This window comes from Ramlibacter aurantiacus (genome assembly GCF_016722895.1).
GTDB lineage: Bacteria > Pseudomonadota > Gammaproteobacteria > Burkholderiales > Burkholderiaceae_C > Ramlibacter > Ramlibacter aurantiacus.
The window spans coordinates 172,624-199,128 of record NZ_JAEQNA010000009.1 but is presented as its reverse complement, the minus strand read 5'-3'; the positions used below and the strand labels follow the sequence as shown (position 1 = coordinate 199,128).

Below are 26,505 nucleotides of genomic sequence, written 5' to 3'. Positions count from 1 at the left end.
GTTGTGGCAGCTCTTCTATTGCCGTACAAACTAGACATTTCGTAAGCAAATATTCAGGTTGGTTAATCCTTAGCCGGTAAGTGCCGAATGCGAGACCTGCTCCAGCTACTCCGCCCCACGCTCGTGCACATCGCCGGGTTCTCGGTCGCCGTCAACCTGCTGCTGCTGGTACCCGCCCTGTTCATGCTGCAGGTGTTCGACCGGGTGCTGGTCAGCCGCAGCGGGTACACGCTGTGGATGCTGTTGGTCGGCGCGGGGGTGGCGCTGGTGCTGATGGCGCTGTTCGACCAGGTGCGCTCGCGCCTGCAGGCGGTGGCCGGGCAGGTGGTCGGGGAGTCGCTGTCGCCGGTGGTGACCCGGCTGATGGTGGCGCAGGGAGCGCGGCAGTCCGGCAGGGGGTCGGTCGAGGCGCTGCGCGATGTCAACAGCTTGCGCCAGCTGTTCGCCACGCCGGCGCTGCTGGCGGTCTTCGACGCCCCCTGGCTGGTGGTCTTCGTGGCGCTGATCTGGATGGCCCACCCCTGGCTCGGCATCACGGCCCTGGCGGCGGCGCTCCTGATGTTGGCGTTGGCGGTGGCCAACGACCTGGTCACGCGGCGCCACATCGAGGCGCTGCAGCGCGCCACCGCCGGCGCCACGCGCTACCTGGAAACGTCCCTGGCCCATGCCGACGTCGTGCACACCCTGGGCATGACCGATTCGCTGATCGCCCGCTGGCGCGAGAAGACCAGCCAGGCCGGCGGCCTGCACGTCGGCAGCTCGCGCCGCATCACCACCATGGCCGCCCTCACCCGCACCTTCCGGCAGGTGGTGCAGGTGGGCATGCTGGCCGTGGGCGCCTGGCTGGTGATCCACAACCTGGCTTCGCCCGGCGTGACCATCGCCTGCACCATCCTGCTCGGACGCGCGCTCGCGCCGGTGGAGCAGGTGGTGGCCAATTGGAAGCTCCTGGCCGAAGGCCGTGCCGCCCTGGCCCGGCTGGCCGAGCTGGTGACCAAATCCGCCACCACGCCCACGCCCATGCCGCTGCCCGAGCCCAGCGGCAAGCTGCTGGCCAACCAGCTGGTGTTCCGCGCGCCAAGTGAAGAACGCTTGCTGCTGGCCGGCGTCTCGCTGGCCCTGGAAGCCGGTGAGGCCCTGGCCATCATCGGCCCCAGTGGCGCCGGCAAGAGCACGCTGCTGCGCCTGCTGTCCGGCGTGTGGCGCCCCACCGCCGGCACGGTGCGGCTCGATGGCGCCGACCTGGCCCAATGGCCGCGCGAGCAGCTCGGCCCCTGGCTGGGCTACCTGCCGCAGGACGTGGAGCTGTTCCCCGGCACCGTGGCCGAGAACATCGCCCGGCTGGGCCCGGTGGATCCTCAGGCGGTGGTCGCCGCCGCGCAACGGGCGCGCGTGCACGAGATGATCCAGGGGCTGCCGCTGGGCTACGACACCCCCATCGACCCGCAATCGGCCCTCATCTCCCCCGGACAGCGCCAGCGCATCGGCCTGGCCCGCGCCCTGTACGGCCGGCCGCGGCTGCTGCTGCTCGACGAGCCCAACTCCAACCTCGATGGCGGCGGCGAGATGGCGCTGGCCGAAGCCCTGAAGGAACTGCGCGGCCAGGTGACCACCGTGGTGGTCACGCACCGTACCAGCCTGCTGCAGCACATGGACAAGCTGCTGGTGATCGAAGCCGGCCGGCCGCAGCACTTCGGCCCGGTGGCCGAAGTGCTCAAGGCCATGCAGGCGCAGGCCCGCCCCTCCCCGGGCCACAACATCGTCGCGATGCCGACGGTCGCCACCGGCGAGCGGCCGGCCATGGAGGTGCGTTCATGAACAGGGCTGTCTCCCTGCCCGGCGCCGGCGCCGGCGTCGACCCCTTCGTGCAGCCGCACCTGCAGGAGGCCAGGCGCGTATCCCGGCGCGGCATGGCGGCCCTGCTGCTGGGGATGGTGCCGCTGGTGGCATGGCTGGCGCTGGCGCCGCTCGCCTCGGCGGTGGTGGCGCCCGGGCATGTCAAGGTGGACCTGGACCGCGTGCCGGTGCAGCACCTGGACGGCGGCCCGGTGCGCGAGGTGCTGGTGCGCGACGGGCAGCGGGTGCAGGCTGGCGACCCGCTGCTGACCCTGGGCGACGTGCGGGTGGATGCCGACCGCAACCGGCTCGCGCTGCGCGTGCTGATCGAACGCGCCGGCATCGCCCGGCTCGAAGCCGAACAGACCGGCGCGGCCGCCCTGGCGTTTTCCCCGGAGCTGATCGCGGCCGGCCGCGATGACGAGCGGCTGGCCGCGCAAATCGCCCGCGAGCGAGACCTCTTCGGCGCCCGGCGCGACACGCTGACCAACCAGGTGAACCTGCTGCAGACCCAGCGCGCCAAGATCGCCCAGGAGCTGGAGCACCTGCGCGGCCAGGTGGTGCAGTCGCACGAATCCTTGCGCCACCAGAGCGACGAGCTGCGGCGCAACCAGTCGCTGGTGGACCAGGGCTTCATCTCCGGCACCCGCATCTCGCAGCTCGAAGCCTCGCTGGCCGACCAGCGCGTGCGGCTGGAGGAACGGCAGGCCGAGTCGGCCCGGGCCGAGCAGCGCCTGGTGGACACCGAATTGCGCATGCAGTCGCTGCAGGGCGAGTACCGCCAGCAGGCCGGCGACCAGCTCAAGGTGGCCAACGCGCGGCTGGCCGAGATCGAGCAGGAGATGCGCAAGTCGGAAGACGCCGCCCAGCGCCAGGTCATCACCGCCCCGGCCAGCGGCACGGTGCTCAACCTGCGCTTCACCACCCCGGGCGGCGTGATTCCGCCGCGCGAGCCCATCGCCGACATCGTGCCGGCCGATCCGCGCCTGCTGGTCGAGGCGCGCATCGACCCGGCCGACATCGAGCGCGTGCGCCCCGGCCAGCTCGCGCACATCCGGTTCACCGCCTTCCATCCCCTCACCACGCCGCTGGTGGAAGGCCGCGTGGTCTACATCGCGGCCGACCGCCAGCTCGATCGGCAGGACGGACGGCCCTTCTACATCGTGCACGTCGAGGCGGACGCCGCCTCGCTGAAAGACGCAGGCTCCTTGACGCTGCAAGCCGGCATGCCCGCCGACGTGCAGCTGCGGGGAGCCGAGCGCACCGCCCTGCAGTACCTGGCCGAGCCGCTGACGCTGCTTCTGGACCGGGCGGGGCGGGAGCGCTGAGCAGCACGCGTCGAGGCCAGGGAGTCACGAAAACGAACAGCACCGGCCGCTTCACTGAAGTTGAAGCGGCCACACCGGCACCGCGCGCCGCGGGGCCGGCGCCAACCATCGCGCTTGCCTGTTGGGGGCTTGGCGCCCCAGAGGAACTCACATGACCACGTCAACCAGCACCTTCCTGAAAGGGACCCCGGACCAGCAGGCCTACCTGTTCGACGAGGCGGCGTTGCTCGAAAGCGGCCTGCTCGAGGGCAACATCGTCACGCTGGACGTGGTCACCGATGGCTCCGCAGACCTCTACTCGGTCGGCTCGGTGATGACCACCGACACGGCCACCGCCGCGCAACTGGTCAAGGCCGACAAGGTGGACCGGTGGCAGGAACTGCTCGGCGCCGACGGCTTGGTCATCGGCATGGTCCGCATCAACGCCGACCACACGGTCGACCTGGACCTCACCATTTCGCTGCAACGCCTGGGCGTGAGCAGCGTGGCCGAATTGCAGGCCGGGCAGGAGATCAGGATCTCCTTCGCCTACGCCACCCGCAGGGACGCCGACGGCAAGCCCGACGACTGGAACGTGGTGAGCTTCACGCTGACCGGCCAGGACCCGCAGACCAACCAGCCCCCCGTGGCCCACGACGACGACGCCTCCGGAAACGAGAACGACGTCCTCACCATCGCCGTGCTGGCCAACGACTTCGATCCGGAAGGCGGCCCGCTGCAGGTCGTGCAGGCCAGCTGCCCGGCGGGCCAGGGCTCCGTCACCATCGTCGACAACCAGCTGGTGTTCGATCCGGGCACGGACTTCGACCACCTGCCCCTGGGCGGGCAGGCGAAGGTCGAGGTGACCTACACCGTGCGCGACAGCCAGGGCGCCGAATCCAGCGCAACGGTGACGGTCGGCATGGTGGGCACCAACGATGCGCCGGTGGCCATGCTCGATGGAGTCGCTGGAGATGAAAACCAGCCGCTCACCATCGACGTGCTGGCCAATGACCGCGACCCGGATGGTGACCCGCTGGAACTGGTCTCGGTCACGCAACCCGCAGAGGGCTGGGGCACGGTCTCCATGGTCGGGAATCGCCTGGTTTTCACACCGGGCACCGCGCTCGACCAGCTTGCCGAAGGCAACAGGGTGGCGATCCCGTTCTCGTACGTCGTGCGTGACCGTCACGGCGCCGAAAGCACTGCGGTGGTGACCGTGTTCATCCTGGCCACCAACGACGCGCCCGTGCTGTCCGTCGTTCACGGTGAACCTTCCCAGACCGTGCGGCTCGGCTCGTCCGATCCCTGGGTGGCGCAGGGCCAGCTGAGCCTGCTCGATGCCGATAGCGCGAATGTCGCCGTTTCCGTCGAGCTGGATCAGATCATCGGCGCCACGCTCTCCTGCGAGCAGCGCGAGCAGCTCGCCGCGCTGATGCAGGTGAACTACACCGGCACCACCGGCAGCCCCACGCCCCAGCCGGTGAACTGGACCTTCAGCGCCATCGGCTCCGACGCGTTCTCCTTCCTGGCGGAAGGGCAGGCGATCCTCTTGAACTACGTGGTGCGCGCCAGCGATGGCAGCGAGCAGGACGAACAGGTGCTGTCGATCACGGTGGTCCGCCCCGCGTGGAATGGCATCACCGGCAAGGACCACGGCGTGGCGCTGCTGCAGACGCCGAACCCGCTGGACGGGGCGCGCCTGTTCGACGACAGCGGCACGCTCGAGGGCGAGACCAGCCTGTTCGTCAGCAGCGGGCAGCTCGAGGCCTACGACGCCGAGGGCAACTGGGTCGGCTTTCTTGGCGTCCGGCCGGTCGATACCCAGGAAGGCGGCACGTTCACCGTGGACCAGGATGGTTTCTGGACCTACACCCGCCCGGACGACGGCCGCACCTTCACCGACTCGTTCACGGTTCACACGCCCAGCGGACTCAGCCATGTGGTGACAGTGGACGTCGGGCGCGTGCCCGACACCCAGGCCACGGCCGGCGCCGACTTTCTCGTGGCCGCCCTGGGAGACGGGAGTGGCTGGGCGCCCCTGGACGGCGGCGCCGGAAACGACCACCTGTTGGGGACGAGCGGCGCAGACTGGCTCATCGGCGCTGACGGTGACGACCGGCTGGATGCCGGCGACAGCGGCGTCACTCATGAATATCTCGACGGTGGCACGGGTGACGACCTGATGTACGGCGAGAGCGGACCCGACGGGCTGGTCGGCGGAGAAGGCAATGACCGGTTGTTCGGCGGCGCGGGAAACGACTCTCTTTATGGCGACGAGGGAGACGACCGGCTGTTCGGGGGCGACGATGACGACTTGCTCGACGGCGACAGCGGCCAGGACGTCCTGTTCGGCGGCCGGGGCAACGACACGCTGTTGGGCGGCGAGGGCCGGGACGTTCTCTTCGGCGGCGATGGCAACGACCTTCTGTCTGGCGGCGCGGGCAGCGACGTGCTGCATGGCGGTGACGGAGATGACCGGCTGAGAAGCTCCGAGCGCGGCACCGACCTGCTTCTGGGTGGCAGGGGCGACGACCAGCTGATCGTCGGAAGTCCCGCTTGGGGCATGTTTCGGGGGGGTTTCCCCAGCGACCAGGGGCCGCGCTTCACGGTCATGGACGGCGGCCCGGGCCACGACGTCCTGCAGCTGGGCGACCACTGCCAGGCCATCCTGCTGCGCGACCTCGACGGGCTGAACGATGTGCGCGGCTTCGATTCGACCGAAGACTTCATCCTGGTCGACACCTCGATCTTCACCGGCCTGCTGGACGCCGACGGCCACCTGGACCCCGGCCGCTGGGTCACCACGGGGGACGCGCCTGAAGGGCCGCACCTGAGCCTGGCATCTCGAGACGGGGCGGATGGCGTCTCCTGGACCTTGAACTACGTGGACCGGGACGGCACGGTTCACACCGTGGCGCTCTTCGACGCCGCGCCCAACCTGGACCGGGTGCTGGTGTCCGGCACCGACCACGCCACGCTGTACGAGAACCACGCCCCGGTCGCCGCGGGCCAGCTGGCGCAGGGAACGGAATCCTGGCAGGCGCTGTCGCCGCTGGTCACGGCGTACGGCGAGTTCCAGTTCGACTCGAAGACCGGCAAGTGGCTGTACGTGCTGGACAACGAATCGCCCGCCGTGGATGCGCTGCGCGCCGGGGAGTCCTACGTGGACCGGCTGATCGTCCAACGCGCGGGCCAGGAGCCGATCAGCATAGCCATCACCATCCATGGCCGGGACACGGCCATGGATGGCCAGACCGACTACGTGATCAACGCCGGCAGTGCCCACGTGCTGCGCGGCACCCTGCAGACCCTGAACGTCGATGCCGAACCGAGTGGGCTGCGCTTCCTGCCCGAGGAGGCCGAGGCCACCTTCGGCACCTTCACCTTCGATCAGCTGACCGGCGACTGGAGCTACCGGCTGCGCCCCGATGCCGACCCGACCGAGGCGCGGCAGGACACGCTCACCATCACCTCCGCCGACGGCGACGCCTCGATGACCGTCACGGTGAACGTCCTGCCGCGAGGCACGACCGAGCGGGTCTTCGGCGACGACTACCGCTATCTCACGCAGCCCAGGGACGGCAACCCCGATATCGAGCCGCAGGTCGCACACAAGGGTCAACTCGAAGCCGTCGATCTCGCCAGCGGCGAGCGCGTCGCCTTCGTCGCGGCGGAGCAAGACGGCTTCAGCATCAACGCGACCGGAGCCTGGACGTACTTGCAGCCCGCGGCGCTGTTCCAGGCCGGCCGTGTGGAGCAGGCCCAGTTCGTGGTGCGCACCGTCAACGGCACCGAGCATGTGATCACCGTCACCATCGACCTCGACGGCGTGCCGGGGCTGATCGGCGGGTACGACGGTGAAACTTACGCCTACGAAGGTGGCCCCGGCGCGGACGTCCTGCTGCTCGCGGACCATGGCCCATACCCCGTCCGATTCACCGGCGACGCTGACAACGACTACGTCGAAGGAGGCTCCGGTGATCTCCGCGCGCGGGGCGGCACCGGCGACGACACCCTGGTCGGCGGCGCGCAAGTCAATCTGCTCGACGGCGGTGACGGCAACGACGTGCTGCGCGGCGGCGAAAGCGTCGACTGGCTGGGCGGCGGCGCCGGTGACGACACGCTGGTGGCCGGCCGCGGCGCGACCAGCGCCTGGGGCGGCGCCGGCAGTGACCTGCTGAGCGCCGGTGCCGGCCGCTCGGTTTCGCTGCACGGCGAGGACGGTGATGACTTCCTGTTCGGCGGCTCCGGACGCGGCCTGCTGGACGGCGGCGCCGGCTCCGACCTGATCTCCACACGCGACAGCTCCGGCAGCGCGGTGTACGCGCTGGACGGCGGCGCGGGCGACAACGTCCTGCGCCTGGGCAGCGGATCGGACACGCTGTGGGTCGGCACCTTGGACGGCAAGCAGGTCGTCCACGACTTCGACCCGGCGCGCGATTTCATCCTGATCGATGCCGAGGCCATTGGCGCGCTGCCGCTGGTGATCGGCACCGCCGCCGCCCCGGACACCGCCTACCTGCTGTTCACCCGGGACACCGGCACCGGCCACGACACCTTGTTCTATGTGCCCGCGGCCGGCGACGACGGCCGCGCTCCGGTGGCCCTGGTCGAGTTCACCACGCCCACGGACCTGGCCGCGGCCCATGTGCGGTTCGCGAGCGGCACGCAAGGCGACGTGTTCGGCGACGGCGCGCCCGTCACCGGCGGGATGGTGGCGGCGGGGGAATGGCGCGTCGACTTGCCTTTGGGTGAACGCGAGCTTCCCGTGTTCGCTGGCGCGGTGGGCCACTTCGACTTCGATGCCGCCACCGGCCGCTGGCTCTACATCCTGGATGCGGATGCGCCGGCCTTGGCCGACCTGGCACCCGGCGAGGTGATCACCGAGCGGCTGGTCCTGCGCTCCCCCGCCGGCCCGGACCCGCTGGAGATCACCGTCACCGTGCACGCGAGCGCCGGCTCGACCTTGCCGCGCGCGTCCATCGTCGGCGTGGACATCGCAGTGGCCACCGAGTTCAAGGAACCCGACGTCGTGCAGGTGAGCGGGCAGCTTCACGCCATCGACTGGACCACCGGCAAGCCGGTGGCTTTCCGGCCGATCACCGAAGGCCCGTTCACCATCGACGCCAGCGGCGCCTGGTCGTTCCGCGACGGCGCGGCGAACCATGCCGATGTGACCACGCTGTCCTTCGACGTGTTCGCGACGGACGGTACCGCGCATACAGTGACGGTGATCATCGAAGCCGAGCCTGCAGGGGGGAGCGGCTACGTGCTCTACGAACATCAAGGCTGGCCCTTGGTCGACCACCAGGCGCTGCAGGCGAGCGGTCCCACCAACATCGTCCTGAGCGCGGACATGCTCTGGACTCAGCGGGCGGGCGTGTCCCGCGGAGAGTTCGAACAGATGGTCGTCGCCAACTCGCTCGCCCCACCGCTCCTGCTGGTGGCCGGCTCCGCGGGGAACGACACGCTGATTGCCGGGCCCGCCCATGCCGAGTTTCGCGGCGGCGCGGGTGACGACGTGCTGATCGGGTCCAGCCGGCCAGTTTTCCTCCTTGGCGGCGACGGCAATGACCGGCTGTTCGGCGGCAGCGGAGGGGGCCTGCTGGACGGCGGCGCCGGCGACGACTGGATCTCCACCTGGGGGGCCAGGGGCGGCGACAGAGGGGGGGCTGCCACCACCGTCGATGGCGGGGCCGGCGCCAACACCATCCAGTTGGGAGACGGCAACGACACCCTGCGCATCAGCACGCTCGACGGCTTGCAGAGGGTGAGCAACTTCGGCAGCGGCAGGGACCTCGTGCTGATCGACATCGACGGGATCGACCTGGGCCCCCGTGGGCCGGATGGGACGCTCGACCTTCTGCGGATCGTGACCGACCCTGACCAGGCGCCGACCTTCGCCCACCTGCAGCTGACGACCCTGGAGAACGGCGAAACCCAGCTGAGCTACGTACCGGCAGCGGCAGCGACGCCTGACGGGGAGTTCGACCCGCTGCGGATACCGACGGTCCTGGCGGTCTTCGACTCGACGAGCCTGGTGTCCGCGGACTTCATCCGGCTGGCCGAACAGACGTCCATCCTCGGCGTCGATCGTGCGGTCGCCAGCGACTTCGAGAACCCGGCGCTCCTGCAGGTCAATGGACAGCTTCGTGCCATCGACTGGTCCACCGGCAAGCCGGTGGCCTTCCAGCCGATCACCGAAGGCCCGTTCACCATCGACGCCACCGGCGCCTGGTCCTACGCCGCGGCCGCGGAAGAACCCGGCGCAGCCACCGAAGTCTCCGAGCTGCCTTTCGTGGTGTTTGCCGTGGATGGCACGGCGCATACGGTCACCGTGATCATCGACCCCGCCGGGGTGGCCGCCACCGGCTACGACCTGGACGAGTGGACGGACTGGCCTCTCGGTGAGGATGCCGTGGTGCCGCTGCTCAGTGAAGGCACCGTCGTGCTGGGCAGCGACTTCCTGTGGGGGAACGCGGGCGCGACGACAGAGTTCTTCCAATGGGTGATTGCGGAGCCAACAGCAAACCCAGCCTTGGTGTTGGACGGCTCGGCTGGCGCCGACACGCTGGTGGCCGGGCCGGGGGCGGTTCAGCTTCGCGGCAACGGGGGCCGTGACACGCTGGTCGGCTCGACCGGAACCGGCGTGCTGTCGGGGGGCGGTGGCGACGACCGATTGCTGGGCGGCACCGGCGGCGGCATCCTGGCAGGAGGGGCGGGTGACGACCAGCTGTCCACCCATGGCGGCGATGCGAACTCGGTCTTTCTGGTGGACGGCGGGTCCGGCTGGAACACCATCCGGCTGGGGGCGGGCACCGACCTGCTGTGGCTCGGCTCGAATGGCGGTCTTCAGGTCGTGAGCGACTTCGATGCCGCCAGCGACAAGGTGGTGATCGATCCGGCGACGTTCGCCCTCGCGGCCGGAGAGGATGGACACCTGCACGCGTCGGCGTTTCGCGGCCTGGATGCCGTGTCCTTCGTGGATGGGCCCCACCTGCAGTTCAGCCAGCTGGACGACGGAACCGGCACCTTGATGTACATGCCCGCGATGGGCGACACCAGCCAGCCGACCGTACTGGCCCGCTTCGCGCCAGGTACCGTGCTCACCGCCGAGAACATCCTGCTGGCCGGTGGCAACCAGGTGGTGGAAGACGGCGCCGGGGTGGCGGCGGGCACGGTGGAAGCGGGCGCCTGGGAGTACCTGGGCACGGGTGGCGAATGGGGAAGCCTGCACCTGGACGCCAGCACGGGTCAATGGATCTACCTGCTGGACAACGCGGCAGCCCAGTTGCTGGGCGAAGGCGTGACGCGGCAGGACGTGCTGACCCTCCAGGGCGCGGATGGCAGTTTGCAGGACATCACCGTCACGGTCACCGGCACCAACGACCTGCCCACGGTCACGGGCCGCTTCGTAAGAACCGTGAGCTACGCCGAAGGCATGCCCCCGCCGACGGTCCAAGGCGTCTTCTTCGTGTCCGATCCCGACGAGGGGGAAAGCGGGCTTGCGCGCACGGGCGAAGATCCGCTCCTTGGCGTGTACGGCTCCCTGAGCGTCTGGACCGACGGCAACTGGACCTACCAGCTGTACGAACACGTCGCCCCTCCGCCCGTCGGCGAGTCGCTGCAGGATCAGTTCGACACCCTCCAGACCCTGGACGGCACGACGATCGACGCGCTGACGATCCTGGTCACCGGCACCACCGGCGGGGGAGGAGGACCCGAGGTCTAGGCTCTAAACTACGCCTCCCGCCGTCGAAGGCCCTGCGTCCGCGCGGGGCCTTCGCTTTTCCATCTTCTCCTTCAGCCTCTGGATCTACCCCATGAACCGCTGGACCGCTCTCATCGCCGCCACCACGCTCAGCCTGGCTGCCGGCGCCGCGTTCTCCCAGACCGTCACCCGCGAGGCGCCGCGCGACGTGCAGCCCGGCCGCCTCGCCATCACCTTGCCACCCGATGCCCTGCTCGACGGCCAGCCGGCGCGGCTGTCGCCGGGCGCCCGCATCCGCGACACCCGCAACCTGCTGGTGCTGTCGGCCAGCCTGGCCGGCCAGGAGCACCCGGTGGTGTTCCGCCGCGACGGCATGGGGCTGGTGCATGAGGTGTGGCTGCTGACCGAGGCCGAGTACGCGCGCCTGGGCGGCAAAGGTCCGGCCGCCGACGCCGAGTCGGCACGGCAGTTCCAGGAGCTGCTGGCCCGCGTGTTCGGCGGTCGCCGCTGACCGGGGGCCCGCCATGACCAAGAAGGTATTCATCAAGACCTTCGGCTGCCAGATGAACGAGTACGACTCGGACAAGATGGCCGACGTGATGAAGGCGGCCGAGGGCTACGAGCCCACGCAAGACGTCGAGCAGGCCGACCTGATTTTGTTCAACACCTGCTCGGTGCGCGAGAAGGCGCAGGAGAAGGTGTTCTCCGACCTGGGGCGCGTGAAGCACCTCAAGGCCAAGGGCGTGATGATCGGCGTGGGCGGCTGCGTGGCCAGCCAGGAGGGCGCCGCCATCATCGAGCGCGCGCCCTATGTCGACCTGGTGTTCGGCCCGCAGACCCTGCACCGGCTGCCGCAGATGCTGGCGCAGCGCGAGCGGCAGCAGCGGCCGCAGGTGGACATCAGCTTTCCCGAGATCGAGAAGTTCGACCACCTGCCGCCCGCCCGGGTGGACGGCGCCAGCGCCTTCGTGAGCATCATGGAAGGCTGCAGCAAGTACTGCAGCTACTGCGTGGTGCCCTACACCCGCGGCGAAGAGGTGTCGCGCCCCTTCGAGGACGTGCTGACCGAAGTGGCCGGGCTGGCCGAACAGGGCGTGAAAGAGGTGACGCTGCTGGGGCAGAACGTGAATGCTTACCGGGGCCCCATGGGAGACGGCGGCGAGATCGCCGACTTCGCGCTGCTGATCGAGTACGTGGCCGGGATCCCGGGCATCGAGCGCATCCGCTACACCACCAGCCACCCCAACGAGTTCACGCAGCGGCTGATCGACGTGTACGCCCGCGTGCCCCAGCTGGTGAGCCACCTGCACCTGCCCGTGCAGCACGGCAGCGACCGCATCCTGATGGCCATGAAGCGCGGCTACACGGTGCTGGAATACAAGAGCACGGTGCGCAAGCTGCGCGCCATCCGGCCCGATCTGTCGCTGTCGAGTGACTTCATCGTGGGCTTTCCCGGCGAGACCGAGGACGACTTCGCCCGGCTGATGAAGCTGGTGGAAGACGTGGGCTACGACGCGAGCTTCAGCTTCGTGTTCAGCGCCCGGCCCGGCACGCCCGCCGCGCAACTGCAAGATGGCACGCCGCAGGCCGTGAAGCTGGCGCGGCTGCAGCAATTGCAGGCCCTGCTGGAAACCAACGTGCGGCGCATCAGCGCCAGCCGCGTGGGCACGGTGCAGCGCATCCTGGTGGAAGGCCCCTCGCGCAAGAACGCGCAGGAGCTGATGGGGCGCACGGCGTGCAACCGCATCGTGAACTTCGCGGGATCGACCCGGCTGGTGGGCCAGATGGTCGACGTGACCATCACCCAGGCCCTGCCGCACTCGCTGCGCGGCGAGGTGTTGGTGCGCGAGAGCGCGGCCGCCTGAGTGGCCACGCGCCGCGATCGCCGGCGGGGGGGGCGCTCGCGCCTGCGCTGGGCCCAGCTCGCCTCGTTCCGCCAGTTGCTGCTGGTGGCCTTCCTGGCCATCGGGCTGCTGCTGGGCGCGGCGGCGGTGCGGGCCGTGATGATCCTTGAGCAGCTGATGGCGCAGAGCAGCGACGAGGCGGCACGGGCGCTGGACCTGACCTCCAGCTCGCAGAACGTCACCGCCCGTTCGCTGGCGATGGAACGCGCCGCGCGCCAGGGGCTGATCTTCAACGACCCGGTGCTGATGGCGCGTTTCCGCGAGGAGCTGCAGCAGGCACAGGCCAGCCTGCAGCGCCTGCGCCGCGCCGAGGTGGCGCAGCCCCACCTGGACCGCTGGCAAAAGCAGCTGCACGACGTGGCGGTGCTGCTGCAGGGACCGCCCGACACCGCCCTGGATCGCGAACGGCGCGTGGCGCTGGAGTTCCGCGACCTGGATTCGGTCAACAGCCGGATCGCGCGCGTCGTGCAGGACGACATCGAAAAGCGGGACCGGGCGCTGCGCGAGAGCCTGGCCGCCAGCCGCTCACGCCTGATGCAGCAGGTGGTGCTGGCCATCGTGCTGGCGGCGGTGCTGGCGGTGGCGCTGGGCGTGTGGCTGGCGCGGCCCTTCAAGCGGCTGGAGAAGGCCGTGGTGGACCTGGGCGAAAACCGGCTCGATCGCCGCATCGACATCCGCGGACCGGCCGACGTGCGGCGCCTGAGCCAGCAGCTCGAGTGGCTGCGGCTGCGGCTCACCGAGCTGGACGCCGACAAGGCGCGCTTCCTGCGCCACATCTCGCACGAGCTGAAGACCCCGCTGGCGGCGCTGCGCGAAGGCGTGTCGCTGCTGGAAGAAGGCGTGACCGGCGAGCTCACGCCCGACCAGAAGGAAGTCGCGCGCATCCTGCGCCACAACACCATGGTGCTGCAGGGGCAGATCGAGGCGCTGCTCAATTTCAATGCCGCGGCCTTCGAGGCCCGCCAGCTGCGCCGTCAGCGGGTGGACCTGCTGGCCCTGCTGCACGAACAGGTGGAGGCGCAGCGGCTGCAGTGGCAGGGCGGCGGCCTGCGCGTGGAGGTGGAAGGCAGGCCCGTGTGGGCCCAGGTCGACGCCGACAAGCTGGGCACCGCCGTGGCCAACCTGCTGTCCAACGCCATCCGCTTCTCGCCCGAAGGCGGCGCCGTGCGCCTGGCACTGTCGACGCATGAAGGACGCGCGCGCATCGACATCAGCGACCAGGGCGCCGGCGTCGCCGCCGAAGACCGGGAACGCATCTTCGAGCCCTTCTACCGGGGCGAGCGCCAGCCGCAGGACGCGGTGCGCGGCACGGGCATCGGCCTGTCCATCGTGCAGGAGTACATTGCGGCCCACGGCGGCCAGGTCACCCTTCTCGATGAAGGAATGCCCGGCGCGCACTTCCGGATCGAACTTCCCCATGCAAGCTGAGCAAGCCCATCGGCTCTCCCCCCTGGCGAGCGGCGGCCGGCCCGGCCGCTCGCGGCTGCGCCTGCCGGCCCTCCTCGTGTTGACCGCGCTGGTTGCCGCCTGCGCCCTACCGACCCGGCCCTCGCCTGCGCCCTCACCCTCGCGAGCGCCCGAGCCTGCGCCATCGACCAACGTCTCCGTGGAGACGCCGCCCACGCCGGCCCGGGTGAGGGACGTGGCCCCGGCGCCCGCGCCGGCCGCCGCCGCCCCCGTGGCACCGCCCGCGCCCGGACAGCCCGCGGCGGCGCCGCCGTCACCGGTGCTCATCGCGCTCGAACAGGCGGAGCGGCTGCGCGGGATCGGCGCCGCGGAGCTGTCGGCCGAGATCACCCGCCTGGCCGCCACGCCGGCCACGCCCTTGAACCAGCTGCTGCTGGCCCTGGCGCTGAAGCAGGGCCAGCAGCCGGCCGACTCGCCGCGCGTGCAGACGCTGCTGCAGGCGGTGCTGGCCAACGACAGTGTGGAAGCTCGTGGCCTGCGTGCGCTGGCGCGGCTGCTGCTGGTCCAGCACGCGCAGCAGCAGCGGCTGGAAGAGCAACTGGAGCGGCAGGCGCAGCAGCTGCGCGAGAGCCAGCGCCGCTCCGACCAACTCAGCGAGCGGCTCGAAGCTCTGCGCGCGCTGGAGCGCAGCATGCCCTCCCGTCCGGTGAGATGAACGTCCACCCCGAAGCGCCTTGGTCGCCTTTCCTCAAGGGGCGCCACCAGCGGCCCGGCCAAGCCGGTTCCGCCGTGGCCCGCGCGCGCCGCAGCATCGTGAAGAACTGAGATGAGTTCACCCAAAGCCCGCATCCTGCTGGTCGACGACGACCCCGACCTGCTGCGCCTGTTGTCCATGCGGCTGTCGGCCGCTGGCTACCACGTCAGTGCCGTGCCTTCGGCCGAGGCCGCGCTGAGCCAGCTCGCGGTGGAGCGGCCGCAGGTCGTGCTCAGCGATGTGCGGCTGCCCGGGCGCGACGGCATGGCCTTGTTCGACGAGATCCACCAGCGGCATCCGTCGCTGCCCGTGATCCTGCTCACCGCGCACGGCACCATTCCCGACGCGGTGAACGCCACGGCGCGCGGCGTGTTCGGGTACCTGACCAAGCCCTATGAGCCGCGCGAACTGCTGGAGAAGGTGGAGCAGGCCCTGGCCGTGGCAGCCCCGGCGCCGGCGGCCGGGCCCAGCGACGAGGCCTGGCGCAGCGAAATCATCAGCCGCTCCAGCCGCTTGGCCGAGTTGCTGGCCGAGGCCCGGCTGGTGGCTGGCTCCGATGCGTCGGTGCTGCTGCGCGGCGACAGCGGCACCGGCAAGGAGATGCTGGCCCGCGCCATCCACCGGGCCAGCCCGCGCGCGAAAAAGCCCTTCGTGGCGGTGAACTGCGGCGCCATCCCCGAAGCCCTGCTCGAGTCCGAATTGTTCGGCCACGTGAAAGGCGCCTTCACCGACGCCGTGGCCAACCACAAGGGCCTGTTCCAGGCGGCCGACGGCGGCACGCTGCTGCTCGACGAAATCGGCGACATGCCGCCGGCCCTGCAGGTCAAGCTGCTGCGGGTGCTGCAAGAGCGCGCCGTGCGGCCGGTGGGGTCCAGCCAGTCGATTTCGGTGGACGTGCGCATCGTCTCGGCGACGCACCGCGACCTGGAGGCCGCGATGGCCAGCGGCCAGTTCCGCGAGGACCTGTACTGGCGACTGAACGTGGTCACGCTGTCGCTGCCCACCCTGGCCCAGCGGCGCGAAGACATTCCCTTGCTGGCCAATCATTTCCTGCACAAGCTGGCAGCCAAGTACCACCGGCGCCTGTCGGGCTTCGCGCCCGAGGCGATGAAGGCCCTGACCGCCGCGGCCTGGCCCGGCAACGTGCGGCAACTCTTCAACGTGGTCGAGCAGGTGTGCGCCTTGTCCACCACCCCGCTGGTGCCCCTGGCACTGGTGCAACGGGCCCTGCGCGTGCCTGGCGTGGAAGTGCTGACCTACGCCGAAGCCAAGGAGCGTTTCGAGCGCGAGTACCTGGTGGGCCTGCTCAAGCTGACCGACGGCAACGTGGCCGACGCCGCCCGCCTGGCCGGGCGCAACCGCACCGAGTTCTACCGGCTGCTGCAGAAGAACGAGCTCACGCCGGGCTTGTTCAAGGTAGAGGGTGTCGCCGGGCCCGCCGGCCCTGTCGCCGAACAGCGACAAGGCGGCGACGACGACGAGTGAGGCTGCCCGGGCGCCTCCTGCCGAGGCGGACGGCCCCTCTGTCAGGCGCGTTCCGAGCGGCCGACGGCGATACGGCCGCGCCTCGTTGCGCCGACCCAGCACAACCGTTTCAAGCGCGGCCTGTCGCCGGGCAGCGACGCTTTGGGGGGGGGTTGAGCCCCCGCCAGCGGCCTCATTCCGGCATCGGCCGTCGGAACCAAGCTAAGTCATTGATTCGCAAAGAGAAAGTCGGCTGGCATAGGGTTTGCACTGAAGCCCGCCATGTGGATCTGGCGTGTCTTCCTCCTGGCTTCCCTGGCGCTGTTCGTGCCGGCGGCGTTCGCCCAGGCCTTCCACTTCGACGAGCTCACCCGCATCGCTCGTGAGCGGGCCGCGGCGCCCTACGTCGAGCCCTCCTCCCAGCTTCCCCCCACCCTCGCAGCGCTCGACTACGACGGGCTGCGCGATATCCGCTTCCGCCCTGCCCGGGCCCTCTGGCGCGATGCCGGATCACCGTTCGAGGCCATGTTCTTCCACCTGGGCAAGTACGCGCCGCAGCCGGTTTTGGTGAACGAGGTCGCCCCTGACGGCACCGTGCGTCACCTGCCCTATCTGCGCACTGATTTCGACTACGGCCGCAACGCGGTCGACCCCGACAGCTGGGGCGACCTGGGCTTCGCCGGCTTCCGCGTGCACTACCCCCTGAACAACGACGCCTACAAGGACGAGCTGGTCGTCTTCCTGGGCGCGAGCTACTTCCGCGCGCTCGGCGCGGGCCAGCAATACGGCCTGTCGGCACGCGGGCTGGCGCTGGACACCGTGGGCGGATCGGGCGAGGAATTTCCGCGCTTCTCCGAGTTCTGGCTGGAGCGCCCGGCGCCCGGCGCCAAGGAACTGGTGATCCATGCGCTGCTTGAATCGCCGCGCGCGACCGGCGCCTACCGCTTCGTGCTCCAGCCGGGCTCCTCCACCGCCCTGCAGGTGCGGGCCCGGGTCTTCCTGCGCCAAGGCGTGCCGCCGGTGGCCACCCTGGGCATCGCGCCGCTGACCAGCATGTACCTCTTCGGCGAGAACCAGCCCCGTGCCCGCGACTTCCGCCCGGAGGTGCACGACTCGGATGGCCTGATGGTCGCCACCACGGGCGGCGAATGGCTCTGGCGCCCGCTGGTCCACCCGAAGTCGGTGCTGGTGAACTCCTTCCAGGTCGACGGCCTGCGCGGCTTCGGGCTGATGCAGCGTGACCGCCAGTTCGCCAATTACGAGGACGTGGAGGCTCGCTACGAGCGCCGCCCGTCGGCCTGGGTCCGCCCGCTGGGCGACTGGGGCCCAGGCCGGGTGGAGCTGGTGCAACTGCCCATCCCGGACGAGACCCATGACAACGTGGTCGCCTACTGGGTGCCCGAGCGCCTGCCGGCCCCGGGCGAACCGCTGGACCTGGCGTACGAGCTGAGCTGGCAGGGCGACGACCAGCAGCGTCCGCCCAGCGGCTGGGCCGTGCAGTCGCGCCAGGGCTTCGGCTACGTGCGCGATGCGGCAGCGGTGGCCGGCCAGACCCAGTTCCTGGTGGACTTCACCGGCCCCAGCCTGGCCGCCCTCGGACCCGAGGCGCCGGTCCGCCCCGTCGCCAGCGCCGACGCCAACGGCCTCATCGAAGAGCAGAACGCCTATTTCAACCCCGCCACCCGCACCTGGCGCATGCAGCTGCGGGTGCGAGCCATCGACCCCGCGCAGCCCATCGAGCTGCGCGCCTTTCTTCAACACGGCAACGACAGCCTGACCGAAACATGGACGCACATCATTCTTCCCGACGCCGCCCGCTGAAGCAGTGGGCCGAAGGCGATAGCGGCGGTTCCGAGCTGCGCGTGGCCCCCGCCGGCCGCAGCCGGTTTCGCGCGGAACGTCACCCGAACTCGGTGACCGCCCCCCCCATCCACCGCGGCTCCATGCCGCAGCGGCCCTGGCGCGGGTTCTGGAACAGCATCGGCACCTCGCTGCTGTCGCTGGCCAACCAGCTGCTGTCGCCGCGGCCGGCTCGACCGGCCCGGGCCCGCAGTGCCTGGGAGGACGCCGCCGCCCGGCGCCGCGGCGTGTTCGCGCTGTTCACGGTGTTGAGTGCCACGGTGGCCACGGCACTGTTCGTCGGTGCCCAGCCCGACTACGCGAACGAATGGCTGCGCTACGGACAGATCGCGCTGTTCGCGGTGCTGTCCACCTGGGTGGTGACCGGTTTCGTCACCGCGCTGATGGGGTTCTGGGTGACGCTGCGGGGTGACGAGCACTCGGTGTCGGCCAGGTCGGTGCAGCACCACACGCTGGGCGACGATGCGCGCACCGCCATCGTCATGCCGATCTGCAACGAGGACGTGGCCACGGTGTTCGCCGGCCTGCGTGCCACCTGCGAATCGGTGGCGGCGACCGGGCATGCGCGCCAATTCGACGTCTTCGTGCTGTCGGACACCGCCGATGACGCGCTGGCTGCCAGCGAGCGCACCGCCTGGGAGCAACTGCGCGAGGCGCTGTCCGCGCGCCCTGAGCAGCCGCAGGTGGAGGTCTACTACCGCCGCCGCCAGCGCCGTACGCACCGCAAGGCCGGCAACGTGGCCGACTTCTGCCGCCGCTGGGGCCGCGACTACCGCTACATGGTCGTGCTCGACGCCGACAGCGTGATGAGCGGCGACTGCATCGTGACCCTGGCCAAGCTGATGGAAGCGCACCCGCAGGCCGGCATCATCCAGACGGCCACGCAGGCCGTGGGCCACGCCACCCTCCACGCCCGCGCGCAGCAATTCGCCTCGCGCGTGACCGGCAGGCTGTTCACGCTGGGCATGCAGTTCTGGCAGCTGGGCGCCTCGCACTACTGGGGCCACAACGCGATCATCCGCATCGCTCCGTTCATGGCCCACTGCGCGCTGGCACCGATTCCCGGCACGGGCGGCCTGGCCGGCCCGGTCATGTCGCACGACTTCGTCGAGGCCGCGCTGATGCGCCGGGCCGGCTACCAGGTCTGGCTGGTGTCGGACCTGGCCGGAAGCTACGAGCAGCAGCCGCCAGACCTCCTGTCCGAGCTGCAGCGCGACCGCCGCTGGTGCCAGGGCAACCTGCAGAACGCCCGGCTGATGGCCGAGCCCGGCATCGACCGCGTGCACCGCGGCATGTTCCTGGTGGGCGCGATGTCCTACCTGTCTGCACCGCTGTGGCTGGCGTTCATGACGCTGGGCACCGCGCTGTGGATGGCCGGGGCGCACATCGCGCCGGAATGGGATGCGGTGCCGTCGCAGCTGATGGTGCTGTGGGCATGGACGTTGTGCATGCTGATGCTGCCGCGCGTGCTGGGCGTGGCAGCGGTGTTGATCCGGGGTGAGCAGCAAGCCTTCGGCGGCGCCCTGGGCCTGGTGCGCAGCGCCCTGCTGGAGACCGCGCTGGCCATGCTGCAGGCGCCGATCCGGATGATGGGTCACTCCCTCTTCGTGGCGGTGGCGCTGACCGGCATCAAGCTCGACTGGAAGTCGCCGCCCCGGGAAGCGACCGGTGTGTCCTGGAATGACGCCGCCGCCCGTCTGGCGCCTTTCACCAGCGTGCTGCTGGGCCTGGCCGCGGTGCTCGCCTGGGTCGAGCCCGCAGCCCTGGTGGCGGTGTTGCCGGTGAGCCTGCCGCTGCTGCTGGCCGTGCCGTTGACGGTGATGACCAGCCACCTGAGCCTGGGTGAGCGCATGCGCGCTGCCGGCTGGCTGCTGATCCCGGAGGAGTCGCGTTCGCCCTTCGTGCTGCGCCGCGCGAGGCACCATGCGTTGCGTCTGGCGCTGCGCTGAGCGCAGCGCCAGACGCAGGGGTCAGGGGGGGAACCGGTATTCCCCTGGCCCCTAGCCCCTGGGCCCCAGGCCCTTCATTCCCCCCATCCGCTTCATCATCTTCATCAGGCCGCCGCCCTTCATCTTCTTCATCATGGTCTGCATCTGGTCGAACTCGTTGAGCAGACGGTTGACCTCCTGCACCTGAACGCCGGCGCCGGCCGCGATGCGGCGCTTGCGGGTGGCCTTGATCAGGTCGGGCTTGCGCCGCTCCAGCGGCGTCATGCTGCAGATGATTCCTTCCTTGCGGCGGATGTCGCGCTCGGCCTTGTCCATGTCGACCTGGCCGGCCTTGGCCTGCATCTGGGCCGGCAGCTTGTCCATGAGCTCGGACAGCCCGCCCATCTTCTTCATCTGGCGGATCTGCATGAGGAAGTCGTTCAGGTCGAACCCCTCGCCGCTCTTGACCTTGGCCGCGAGCTTCTGGGCGGCCTGCATGTCCACGCCGGATTGCACCTGTTCGACCAGGGCCACGATGTCGCCCATGCCGAGGATGCGGCCCGCGTGGCGCTCGGCGTCGAACACCTCCAGGCCGTCGATCTTCTCGGAGACGCCGGCGAACTTGATCGGCGCGCCGGTGATCTGCCGCACCGACAGGGCCGCGCCGCCGCGCGAGTCGCCGTCCATCTTGGTCAGCACGATGCCGGTGAGCGGCAGCGCTTCCTTGAAGGCCTTGGCGGTGTTGACCGCGTCCTGGCCCTGCATGGCGTCGACGACGAACAGCGTCTCGACCGGCTTGACCGCCGCATGCAGCTCGCGGATCTCTCGCATCATGGCTTCGTCCACCGCCAGCCGGCCGGCGGTGTCGACGATCAGCACGTCGAAGTGGTGTCGCCTCGCGTGATCCAACGCGTTGCGCGCGATGTCCAGCGGCTGCTGGTCGGGCGAGCTGGGAAACCATTCGCCACCGGCCTGGCCGGTCACGGTGCGAAGCTGCTCGATGGCGGCCGGCCGGTACACGTCGCCCGAGACGGTGAGCACCTTCTTCTTGCGCTTGTCGATCAGGTGCTTGGCCAGTTTGGCGGTGGTGGTGGTCTTGCCCGCGCCCTGAAGGCCCGCCATCAGGATCACGGCCGGCGGCTGCACCGCCAGGTCGAGGTCGCTGACCCCCTGGCCCATGGTGGCCACCAATTCGCGGTTGACGATGCCCACCATTGCCTGGCCCGGATTGAGGGAACCGACCACCTCCTGGCCCAGCGCCTTGTCCTTCACCCGGGCGATGAAGTCACGCACCACGGGCAGCGCGACGTCGGCCTCGAGCAGTGCCATGCGAACTTCGCGCAGCATGTCCTGGACGTTGCTTTCGGTGATGCGGGCCTGGCCACGCATTTCCTTGACCAAGCGGGAAAGTTTCTCGGAGAGTGCGGAGGCCATGGGGGGATGTGGAGGAGGTGCCGCAGCGCTTCGAGGGGAGGCGAAGGCAGGCACTAAACTGCGGGACCATGATTTTACCCAGCGCCTCTCCCCTGGGGGCGGCCCTCGCCCTGGCCGCGGCCATCGCCTACGCGGTGCCTGCGGCGGCGCCCCTGAGCGCCCGCGGCTCGAGGCTGGCGCTGATCGCGGCCTGGGTGCTGCACGCGCTGGTGCTGGCCTGGTCGCTGCTGGGCGATCCTCCGCGCTTCGGCTTCGCACCGGCCCTGTCCATGACCGCCTGGCTGGTGCTGACCGTCTACGCGGTCGAACGCCAGCTCCTGCCGCAGCTGCAAGCCCGCTGGGCACTGGCGGGGCTGGGGTCGGCGGCGGTGGTGCTGGCGGCACTCTTTCCAGGCACCGAACTCCATGTTTCCAGCTCCCCGTGGCTCGCCCTGCACTGGGCGCTGGGCATCGCCTCCTACGGGCTGTTCGCCGCCGCCGTGGTGCACGCCTGGCTCATGATGCGGGCCGAACACCAGATCCGGCAGGGCTCCGATCCCCACGCAGGCGTGCCGCTGCTGACCCTGGAGCGCCTGACCTTCCGCTTCGTCGGCGGCGGCTTCGTGCTGCTGTCGGCCACCTTGCTCGCGGGCATCGTGTTCGGTGACAGCAGCGCCGGCACGGGCTGGCACTGGAACCACAAGACGCTGTTCTCGGTGCTGGCCTGGTGCGCGTTCGCGGTGCTGCTGGCCGGCCGCTGGTTCTTCGGCTGGCGCGGCCGGCGCGCCGTGCGCATGCTGTATGGGGGCTCGCTCCTGCTGCTGCTGGCGTATGTCGGCTCGCGCTTCGTGCTCGAAGTGATGCTGGGGCGCACATGAAGTACCTGGTCCTGTTCGCGGTCCTGTTCCTGGTGTACCTGCTGTGGCGGCACGAGCGACGGAACGAACGCACGGGCGCGTCATCGGCGCCACCGCCCGCCGCCGCGCCACGCGCGGTGGCCGCCCCGCAGGAGATGGTGCGCTGCGCCGTCTGCTCGGTGCACCTGCCGCGCGCCGAGGCGCTGCCGGCTCCGGGGGGCAACCGTTTCTATTGCTGCGCGGAGCACCTGCGCAAGGACGCGACCTGAGATGGCCGGGCCGGTTTCGGTAGCCCCCTGGGACGCGCTGCCCCACGTCCCCCAGGACCCGGCGTTCGCGCGGCTCTGGCGCGGCTTCGCCACCGCCCGGGTGGTGGTGGCTGCAGTCCTGCTCCTGCTGCTCGGGATGCTGATGGGGGGGCAGCAACCACTGCACCCGGATTCGCGCTGGGTGCTGGGCATCTGCGTGCTGTACCTGCTGGCCACCGTGGCCGCGCGGCTGATGCCGCAGCCGGCGCGCCGGCAGGTGGGGCCGCGCTGGGTCTTCATCATCGGGGTCGATCTCGCGGTCATCGCCGCGCTCGACCTGCTGCAGGCGGGCGGCGCCAGCTATGGGCCGCTGCTGGCCCTGCCGGTGCTCATGGCCTCGGTGCTCGGATCCAGCCGGCTGGCCCTGGGCACCGCCGCGGGGGTGACGCTGCTGCTGCTGGCCGAAGCGTCGGCGCGAACGCTGGTGCTGTCCTTCGAGATGACGCCCACCTACCTGCAGGCCGGCCTTACCGGGCTGGGGTATTTCGCGCTGGCCCTGCTCGCCCAGCACCTGGCGGGCCGCCTCGAACGCGAGGAAGAATCCGCGCGCCGCAGCCGCGACGCCGCCCGGCTGCAGGCCCATGTGAACGAACTGGTGATCGAGACCCTCGCCGCGGGCATCCTGGTGGTGGACGAGCACGGGCTGGTGCGCGCGTGCAACCCCACGGCCGCGGCCCTGCTGGGACACGAGAGCGGCACCGCCGGCTTTCGGCTGTCGGAACGCAGCGGCTGGCTCACGCTGCTCGAGCTGGCGCGGCGCACCATCGAAGGACGGGCGCACCTGATGGCCGAGGTCACCATCGGCACCGCCGACGAACCCCAGCGCCCGGTGATGGTCCGCACGCGCGTGGCCGGCGACACCGCCGAAGCCGGCGCCGACGGCGACGACGGCGATGGCGCCCAGCTGTGCGTGATCTTCCTGGAGGACCTGCGCGAGCTCGAGGCCCGGTTGCGCACCGAAAAGCTCGCGGCCATGGGCCGCATGTCGGCGGCCGTGGCGCACGAGATCCGCAACCCGCTCACCGCCATCGGGCAGGCCAATGCCCTGCTCGACGAGGAGCTCACCGATCCCACGCAGCGCCAGCTCAGCGCGCTGGTGCAGCAGAACGTGCAGCGGCTCGCCCAGATCGTCGACGACGTGCTCGACGTGGCGCGGGTCAAGCATCCGCTGACCCCGCGCGCCGCGGCCTTGCCACTGGACCTCGCGCTGGCCGGCATCTGTCCGGACTGGGCGCGCCAGAGCGCCAACGCCGACCGCCTGCGAACCAGCCTGCAGGCGCCCGGCGCGCTGTGCGCCTTCGAACCCGACCATTTGCGACGGGTCCTGGTGAACCTGCTGGACAACGCCGCGCGCTACGCCGGCACGCAGCCCGACTCCATCCAGGTGGCCACGTCGGTCTCGGGGGACCAGCTCAACGTGGCGGTCTGGAGCGATGGACCACCGCTCGAATCCACGGTGCAGCAGCACCTGTTCGAACCCTTCTTCTCCTCCGAAAGCCGCTCCAGCGGCTTGGGCCTGTACATCTGCCGCCAGCTGTGCGAGCGGCATGGCGCCCGCATCGGATACGGGCGTACGCCCGCACCACTCGGCGCGCCACGCGAGGGCAACAATTTCCTGATCCATCTCAACCTCGTAGGCACCAGCCCTGCGGACGGCGAGCCGTCCGCTGCCAGAATCCGCGCCTGATGTCCGCCGCGCCCGCCTCCCCCCGGATCCTCGTCGTCGATGACGAGCCGGACCTGCGCACGCTTTACGAGCTGACCCTGCTGCGCGAGGGCTACCGCATCGACTCGGCCGCCGACCTGGGGCAGGCGCGCCAGCTGCTGGCGGCGCACCGGTTCGACGTGGTGATCTCCGACATGCGCCTGCCCGACGGGCTGGGGCTGGAGTTGCTGCACGCGCTGGCCGCCCAGCAACGCGCGGAACGCGTCGTCGTGATGACCGCCTACGGATCGGCCGAGAACGCGGTCGATGCCTTGAAGGCGGGCGCCTTCGACTACCTCACCAAGCCGGTCGACCTGAAGCAGTTCCGGGCGGTGGTCGCCTCGGCGGTCCAGGACGCGGGCAGCCGCCCGCCGAGGAACTCGCCGCGACTGGTGCTCGCCCCCGAAGCGCCGGCCACGGCGCTGCAGAAGCTGGTGGGCGACTCGCGCCCCATCCAGCAGGTGAAGGAACGCATCACCAAGGTCGCGCGCAGCATGGCGCCGGTGCTGGTGCGCGGCGAGTCCGGCACCGGCAAGGAACTGGTCGCCCGCGCGATCCACGACTGCAGCCACCGGGCCGCGGGGCCTTTCGTCGCCGTGAACTGCGGGGCGATTCCGGAGGCGCTGCTGGAGGCCGAGTTCTTCGGCGCCCGCAAAGGCTCCTACACCGGTTCCACGCACGACCGCGAAGGCTACTTCCAGGCGGCCCAGGGCGGCACGCTGTTCCTCGACGAGATCGGCGACCTGCCGCTGGCCATGCAGTCCAAGCTGCTGCGCGCCATCCAGGAGCGGCGGGTGCGCCCGATCGGATCGATCCAGGAGGACCCGGTCGACGTGCGCATCGTCAGCGCGACCCACAAGGACCTGGTGGCCGAGGTGCAGGCCAACCGATTCCGGCAGGACCTTTTCTACCGGCTCAACGTCATCGAGATCCCGGTGCCGCCGCTGCGCGATCGGCGCGAAGACCTGCCCCAACTGTGCGAGGCCCTGCTGGCGCGCATCGCCCAGGAAAACGGCATGCCAGCACCGCACCTCTCCGCCGAGGTGGTGCAACAGCTGCAGTTGCTGCCGCTGCCGGGCAACGTGCGCGAACTCGAGAACCTGCTGCACCGCGCCGTCGCCTTGAACGACGGCGATGCGCTGCAGGTGGACTTCGCCCCCGGCGATGCCTCGACACCGTCGAGCGATGCCCCGCTGGCGTCGCAACCGCTGTTCATCCCCGACGACCTGCAAGCCTGGCTGGACGATCGCGAACGCGAGATCCTGGCGCGGACCCTGGCCGAGTGCGGCTATAACCGCACCGCCGCCGCGCAGCGGCTGGGCATGACGCTGCGCCAGATCCGCTACCGCATCGACCGGCTGGCGATTACGCTCCCAGGAGAGCAGCCGCATGAGTCACGCGGCTGACCCCCGGGCCGCCGCCCTCTGGCGCGGCGGCTGGTACGGCTTCGCCCGCCGCCTCGACTCGCCCAATTTCGGCTGCCGCCCCGACGGTGCCCAGGTGGATTTGGTCCTGCTGCATTCCATCAGCCTGCCCCCGGGCCAGTACGGCACCGATGCCGTTCAGCAGTTGTTCTGCAACACGCTCGATTGGGACGCGCATCCGTACTACCAGGGCATCCGCGGCCTGCAGGTATCGGCCCACTTCTACGTGCGCCGCACCGGCGAGCTGTGGCAGTTCGTCGACTGCGACCAGCGGGCCTGGCACGCCGGCGCCTCGGCCTGGCGGGGGCGGTCGAACTGCAACGACGATTCGATCGGCATCGAGCTGGAAGGCCTGGAAGGCGACGTGTTCGAGGATGCGCAGTACGAAGCCCTGCAAGCCCTCCTGCCCGCCTTGGCCCAGCGCTATCCGATCCGCTACGTGGCCGGCCACGAGCACGTCGCACCCGGGCGCAAATGCGACCCGGGGCCGGGCTTCGACTGGCCGCGACTGCGGCAGTCCCTGGCCTGGCCGGCCAGCTTCTTCGCGGCCTGAAAATCCCCCCGCTTTTTGCCAGACCCTGCCCCTGGCACAGCCTCTCCAAGCGCGCAAGATAGTAATTTGTC

General features: G+C 70.3%; 16 protein-coding genes. 15 read left to right on the top strand and 1 reads right to left on the bottom strand.

Annotated features, from left to right (window positions below):
- The first annotated feature begins 87 nt into the window (after nucleotides 1-87).
- The 10 genes from JI739_RS20885 (at nucleotide 88) to mdoH (ending at nucleotide 20,195) form a co-directional block, all read left to right on the top strand.
- Entirely contained in the window at nucleotides 88-1,818 is a 1,731-nt protein-coding gene (locus JI739_RS20885; protein WP_201685936.1) for a type I secretion system permease/ATPase, read from the top strand.
- Nucleotides 1,815-3,164: an HlyD family type I secretion periplasmic adaptor subunit gene (locus tag JI739_RS20880; protein WP_201685935.1), complete on the top strand. Its 1,350-nt coding sequence runs from the start codon at nucleotides 1,815-1,817 to the stop codon at nucleotides 3,162-3,164. Before JI739_RS20885 ends, JI739_RS20880 begins: the two co-directional genes overlap by 4 nt.
- A 151-nt stretch (nucleotides 3,165-3,315) precedes the next feature.
- Nucleotides 3,316-10,878 (top strand): VCBS domain-containing protein, encoded by a 7,563-nt coding sequence (locus JI739_RS20875; protein ID WP_201685934.1) that lies wholly within the window; start codon nucleotides 3,316-3,318, stop codon nucleotides 10,876-10,878.
- A gap of 91 nt (nucleotides 10,879-10,969) precedes the next feature.
- Nucleotides 10,970-11,368 (top strand): hypothetical protein, encoded by a 399-nt coding sequence (locus JI739_RS20870; protein WP_201685933.1) that lies wholly within the window; start codon nucleotides 10,970-10,972, stop codon nucleotides 11,366-11,368.
- A gap of 13 nt (nucleotides 11,369-11,381) precedes the next feature.
- A complete protein-coding gene (gene miaB, locus JI739_RS20865; RefSeq protein ID WP_201685932.1) occupies nucleotides 11,382-12,722 on the top strand; it encodes a tRNA (N6-isopentenyl adenosine(37)-C2)-methylthiotransferase MiaB in 1,341 nt (446 codons plus the stop codon).
- Entirely contained in the window at nucleotides 12,723-14,189 is a 1,467-nt protein-coding gene (locus JI739_RS20860; protein WP_435531628.1) for a sensor histidine kinase, read from the top strand. It abuts the gene before it with no gap.
- On the top strand, nucleotides 14,179-14,883 hold the full coding sequence (locus JI739_RS20855) for a hypothetical protein (protein ID WP_201685931.1): 705 nt from the start codon (nucleotides 14,179-14,181) through the stop codon (nucleotides 14,881-14,883). The genes JI739_RS20860 and JI739_RS20855 overlap by 11 nt, the downstream gene beginning before the upstream one ends.
- Before the next feature lie 111 nt (nucleotides 14,884-14,994).
- Nucleotides 14,995-16,407, top strand: a complete 1,413-nt coding sequence (locus JI739_RS20850; RefSeq protein WP_201685930.1) for a sigma 54-interacting transcriptional regulator — start codon at nucleotides 14,995-14,997, stop codon at nucleotides 16,405-16,407.
- 261 nt (nucleotides 16,408-16,668) lie between these two features.
- On the top strand, nucleotides 16,669-18,207 hold the full coding sequence (locus tag JI739_RS20845) for a glucan biosynthesis protein G (RefSeq protein ID WP_201685929.1): 1,539 nt from the start codon (nucleotides 16,669-16,671) through the stop codon (nucleotides 18,205-18,207).
- Entirely contained in the window at nucleotides 18,171-20,195 is a 2,025-nt protein-coding gene (mdoH, locus tag JI739_RS20840) for a glucans biosynthesis glucosyltransferase MdoH (protein WP_201685928.1), read from the top strand. Before JI739_RS20845 ends, mdoH begins: the two co-directional genes overlap by 37 nt.
- Nucleotides 20,196-20,246: 51 nt before the next feature.
- On the opposite strand, the gene ffh is transcribed toward mdoH, so the two are convergent.
- A complete protein-coding gene (ffh, locus tag JI739_RS20835; RefSeq protein ID WP_201685927.1) occupies nucleotides 20,247-21,608 on the bottom strand; it encodes a signal recognition particle protein in 1,362 nt (453 codons plus the stop codon).
- Between the two features lie 68 nt (nucleotides 21,609-21,676).
- Between ffh and JI739_RS20830 the strand changes: the two genes are divergently transcribed.
- From JI739_RS20830 to ampD, 5 genes are read left to right on the top strand one after another with little or no spacing between them, the layout of a single operon-like run.
- Nucleotides 21,677-22,465 (top strand): cytochrome C assembly family protein, encoded by a 789-nt coding sequence (locus JI739_RS20830; RefSeq protein ID WP_201685926.1) that lies wholly within the window; start codon nucleotides 21,677-21,679, stop codon nucleotides 22,463-22,465.
- Entirely contained in the window at nucleotides 22,462-22,713 is a 252-nt protein-coding gene (locus JI739_RS20825) for a PP0621 family protein (protein WP_201685925.1), read from the top strand. Before JI739_RS20830 ends, JI739_RS20825 begins: the two co-directional genes overlap by 4 nt.
- Before the next feature lies 1 nt (nucleotide 22,714).
- A complete protein-coding gene (locus JI739_RS20820) occupies nucleotides 22,715-24,439 on the top strand; it encodes a sensor histidine kinase (RefSeq protein ID WP_201685924.1) in 1,725 nt (574 codons plus the stop codon).
- A complete protein-coding gene (locus JI739_RS20815; RefSeq protein WP_201685923.1) occupies nucleotides 24,439-25,863 on the top strand; it encodes a sigma-54-dependent transcriptional regulator in 1,425 nt (474 codons plus the stop codon). Before JI739_RS20820 ends, JI739_RS20815 begins: the two co-directional genes overlap by 1 nt.
- Nucleotides 25,847-26,434 (top strand): 1,6-anhydro-N-acetylmuramyl-L-alanine amidase AmpD, encoded by a 588-nt coding sequence (gene ampD / locus JI739_RS20810; protein WP_201685922.1) that lies wholly within the window; start codon nucleotides 25,847-25,849, stop codon nucleotides 26,432-26,434. The genes JI739_RS20815 and ampD overlap by 17 nt, the downstream gene beginning before the upstream one ends.
- Nucleotides 26,435-26,505 lie beyond the last annotated feature (71 nt).

What these genes read in the sequence shown, in the direction of transcription:
- JI739_RS20855 (WP_201685931.1), top strand. Translation starts at nt 14,179, where the DNA reads ATGCAAGCTGAGCAAGCCCATCGGCTCTCCCCCCTGGCGAGCGGCGGC.
- miaB (WP_201685932.1), top strand. Translation starts at nt 11,382, where the DNA reads ATGACCAAGAAGGTATTCATCAAGACCTTCGGCTGCCAGATGAACGAG.
- ampD (WP_201685922.1), top strand. Translation starts at nt 25,847, where the DNA reads ATGAGTCACGCGGCTGACCCCCGGGCCGCCGCCCTCTGGCGCGGCGGC.
- JI739_RS20830 (WP_201685926.1), top strand. Translation starts at nt 21,677, where the DNA reads ATGATTTTACCCAGCGCCTCTCCCCTGGGGGCGGCCCTCGCCCTGGCC.
- ffh (WP_201685927.1), bottom strand. Translation starts at nt 21,608, where the DNA reads ATGGCCTCCGCACTCTCCGAGAAACTTTCCCGCTTGGTCAAGGAAATG.
- JI739_RS20815 (WP_201685923.1), top strand. Translation starts at nt 24,439, where the DNA reads ATGTCCGCCGCGCCCGCCTCCCCCCGGATCCTCGTCGTCGATGACGAG.
- JI739_RS20880 (WP_201685935.1), top strand. Translation starts at nt 1,815, where the DNA reads ATGAACAGGGCTGTCTCCCTGCCCGGCGCCGGCGCCGGCGTCGACCCC.
- JI739_RS20820 (WP_201685924.1), top strand. Translation starts at nt 22,715, where the DNA reads ATGGCCGGGCCGGTTTCGGTAGCCCCCTGGGACGCGCTGCCCCACGTC.
- JI739_RS20875 (WP_201685934.1), top strand. Translation starts at nt 3,316, where the DNA reads ATGACCACGTCAACCAGCACCTTCCTGAAAGGGACCCCGGACCAGCAG.
- JI739_RS20850 (WP_201685930.1), top strand. Translation starts at nt 14,995, where the DNA reads ATGAGTTCACCCAAAGCCCGCATCCTGCTGGTCGACGACGACCCCGAC.
- JI739_RS20870 (WP_201685933.1), top strand. Translation starts at nt 10,970, where the DNA reads ATGAACCGCTGGACCGCTCTCATCGCCGCCACCACGCTCAGCCTGGCT.
- JI739_RS20885 (WP_201685936.1), top strand. Translation starts at nt 88, where the DNA reads ATGCGAGACCTGCTCCAGCTACTCCGCCCCACGCTCGTGCACATCGCC.
- JI739_RS20845 (WP_201685929.1), top strand. Translation starts at nt 16,669, where the DNA reads ATGTGGATCTGGCGTGTCTTCCTCCTGGCTTCCCTGGCGCTGTTCGTG.
- mdoH (WP_201685928.1), top strand. Translation starts at nt 18,171, where the DNA reads ATGGACGCACATCATTCTTCCCGACGCCGCCCGCTGAAGCAGTGGGCC.
- JI739_RS20825 (WP_201685925.1), top strand. Translation starts at nt 22,462, where the DNA reads ATGAAGTACCTGGTCCTGTTCGCGGTCCTGTTCCTGGTGTACCTGCTG.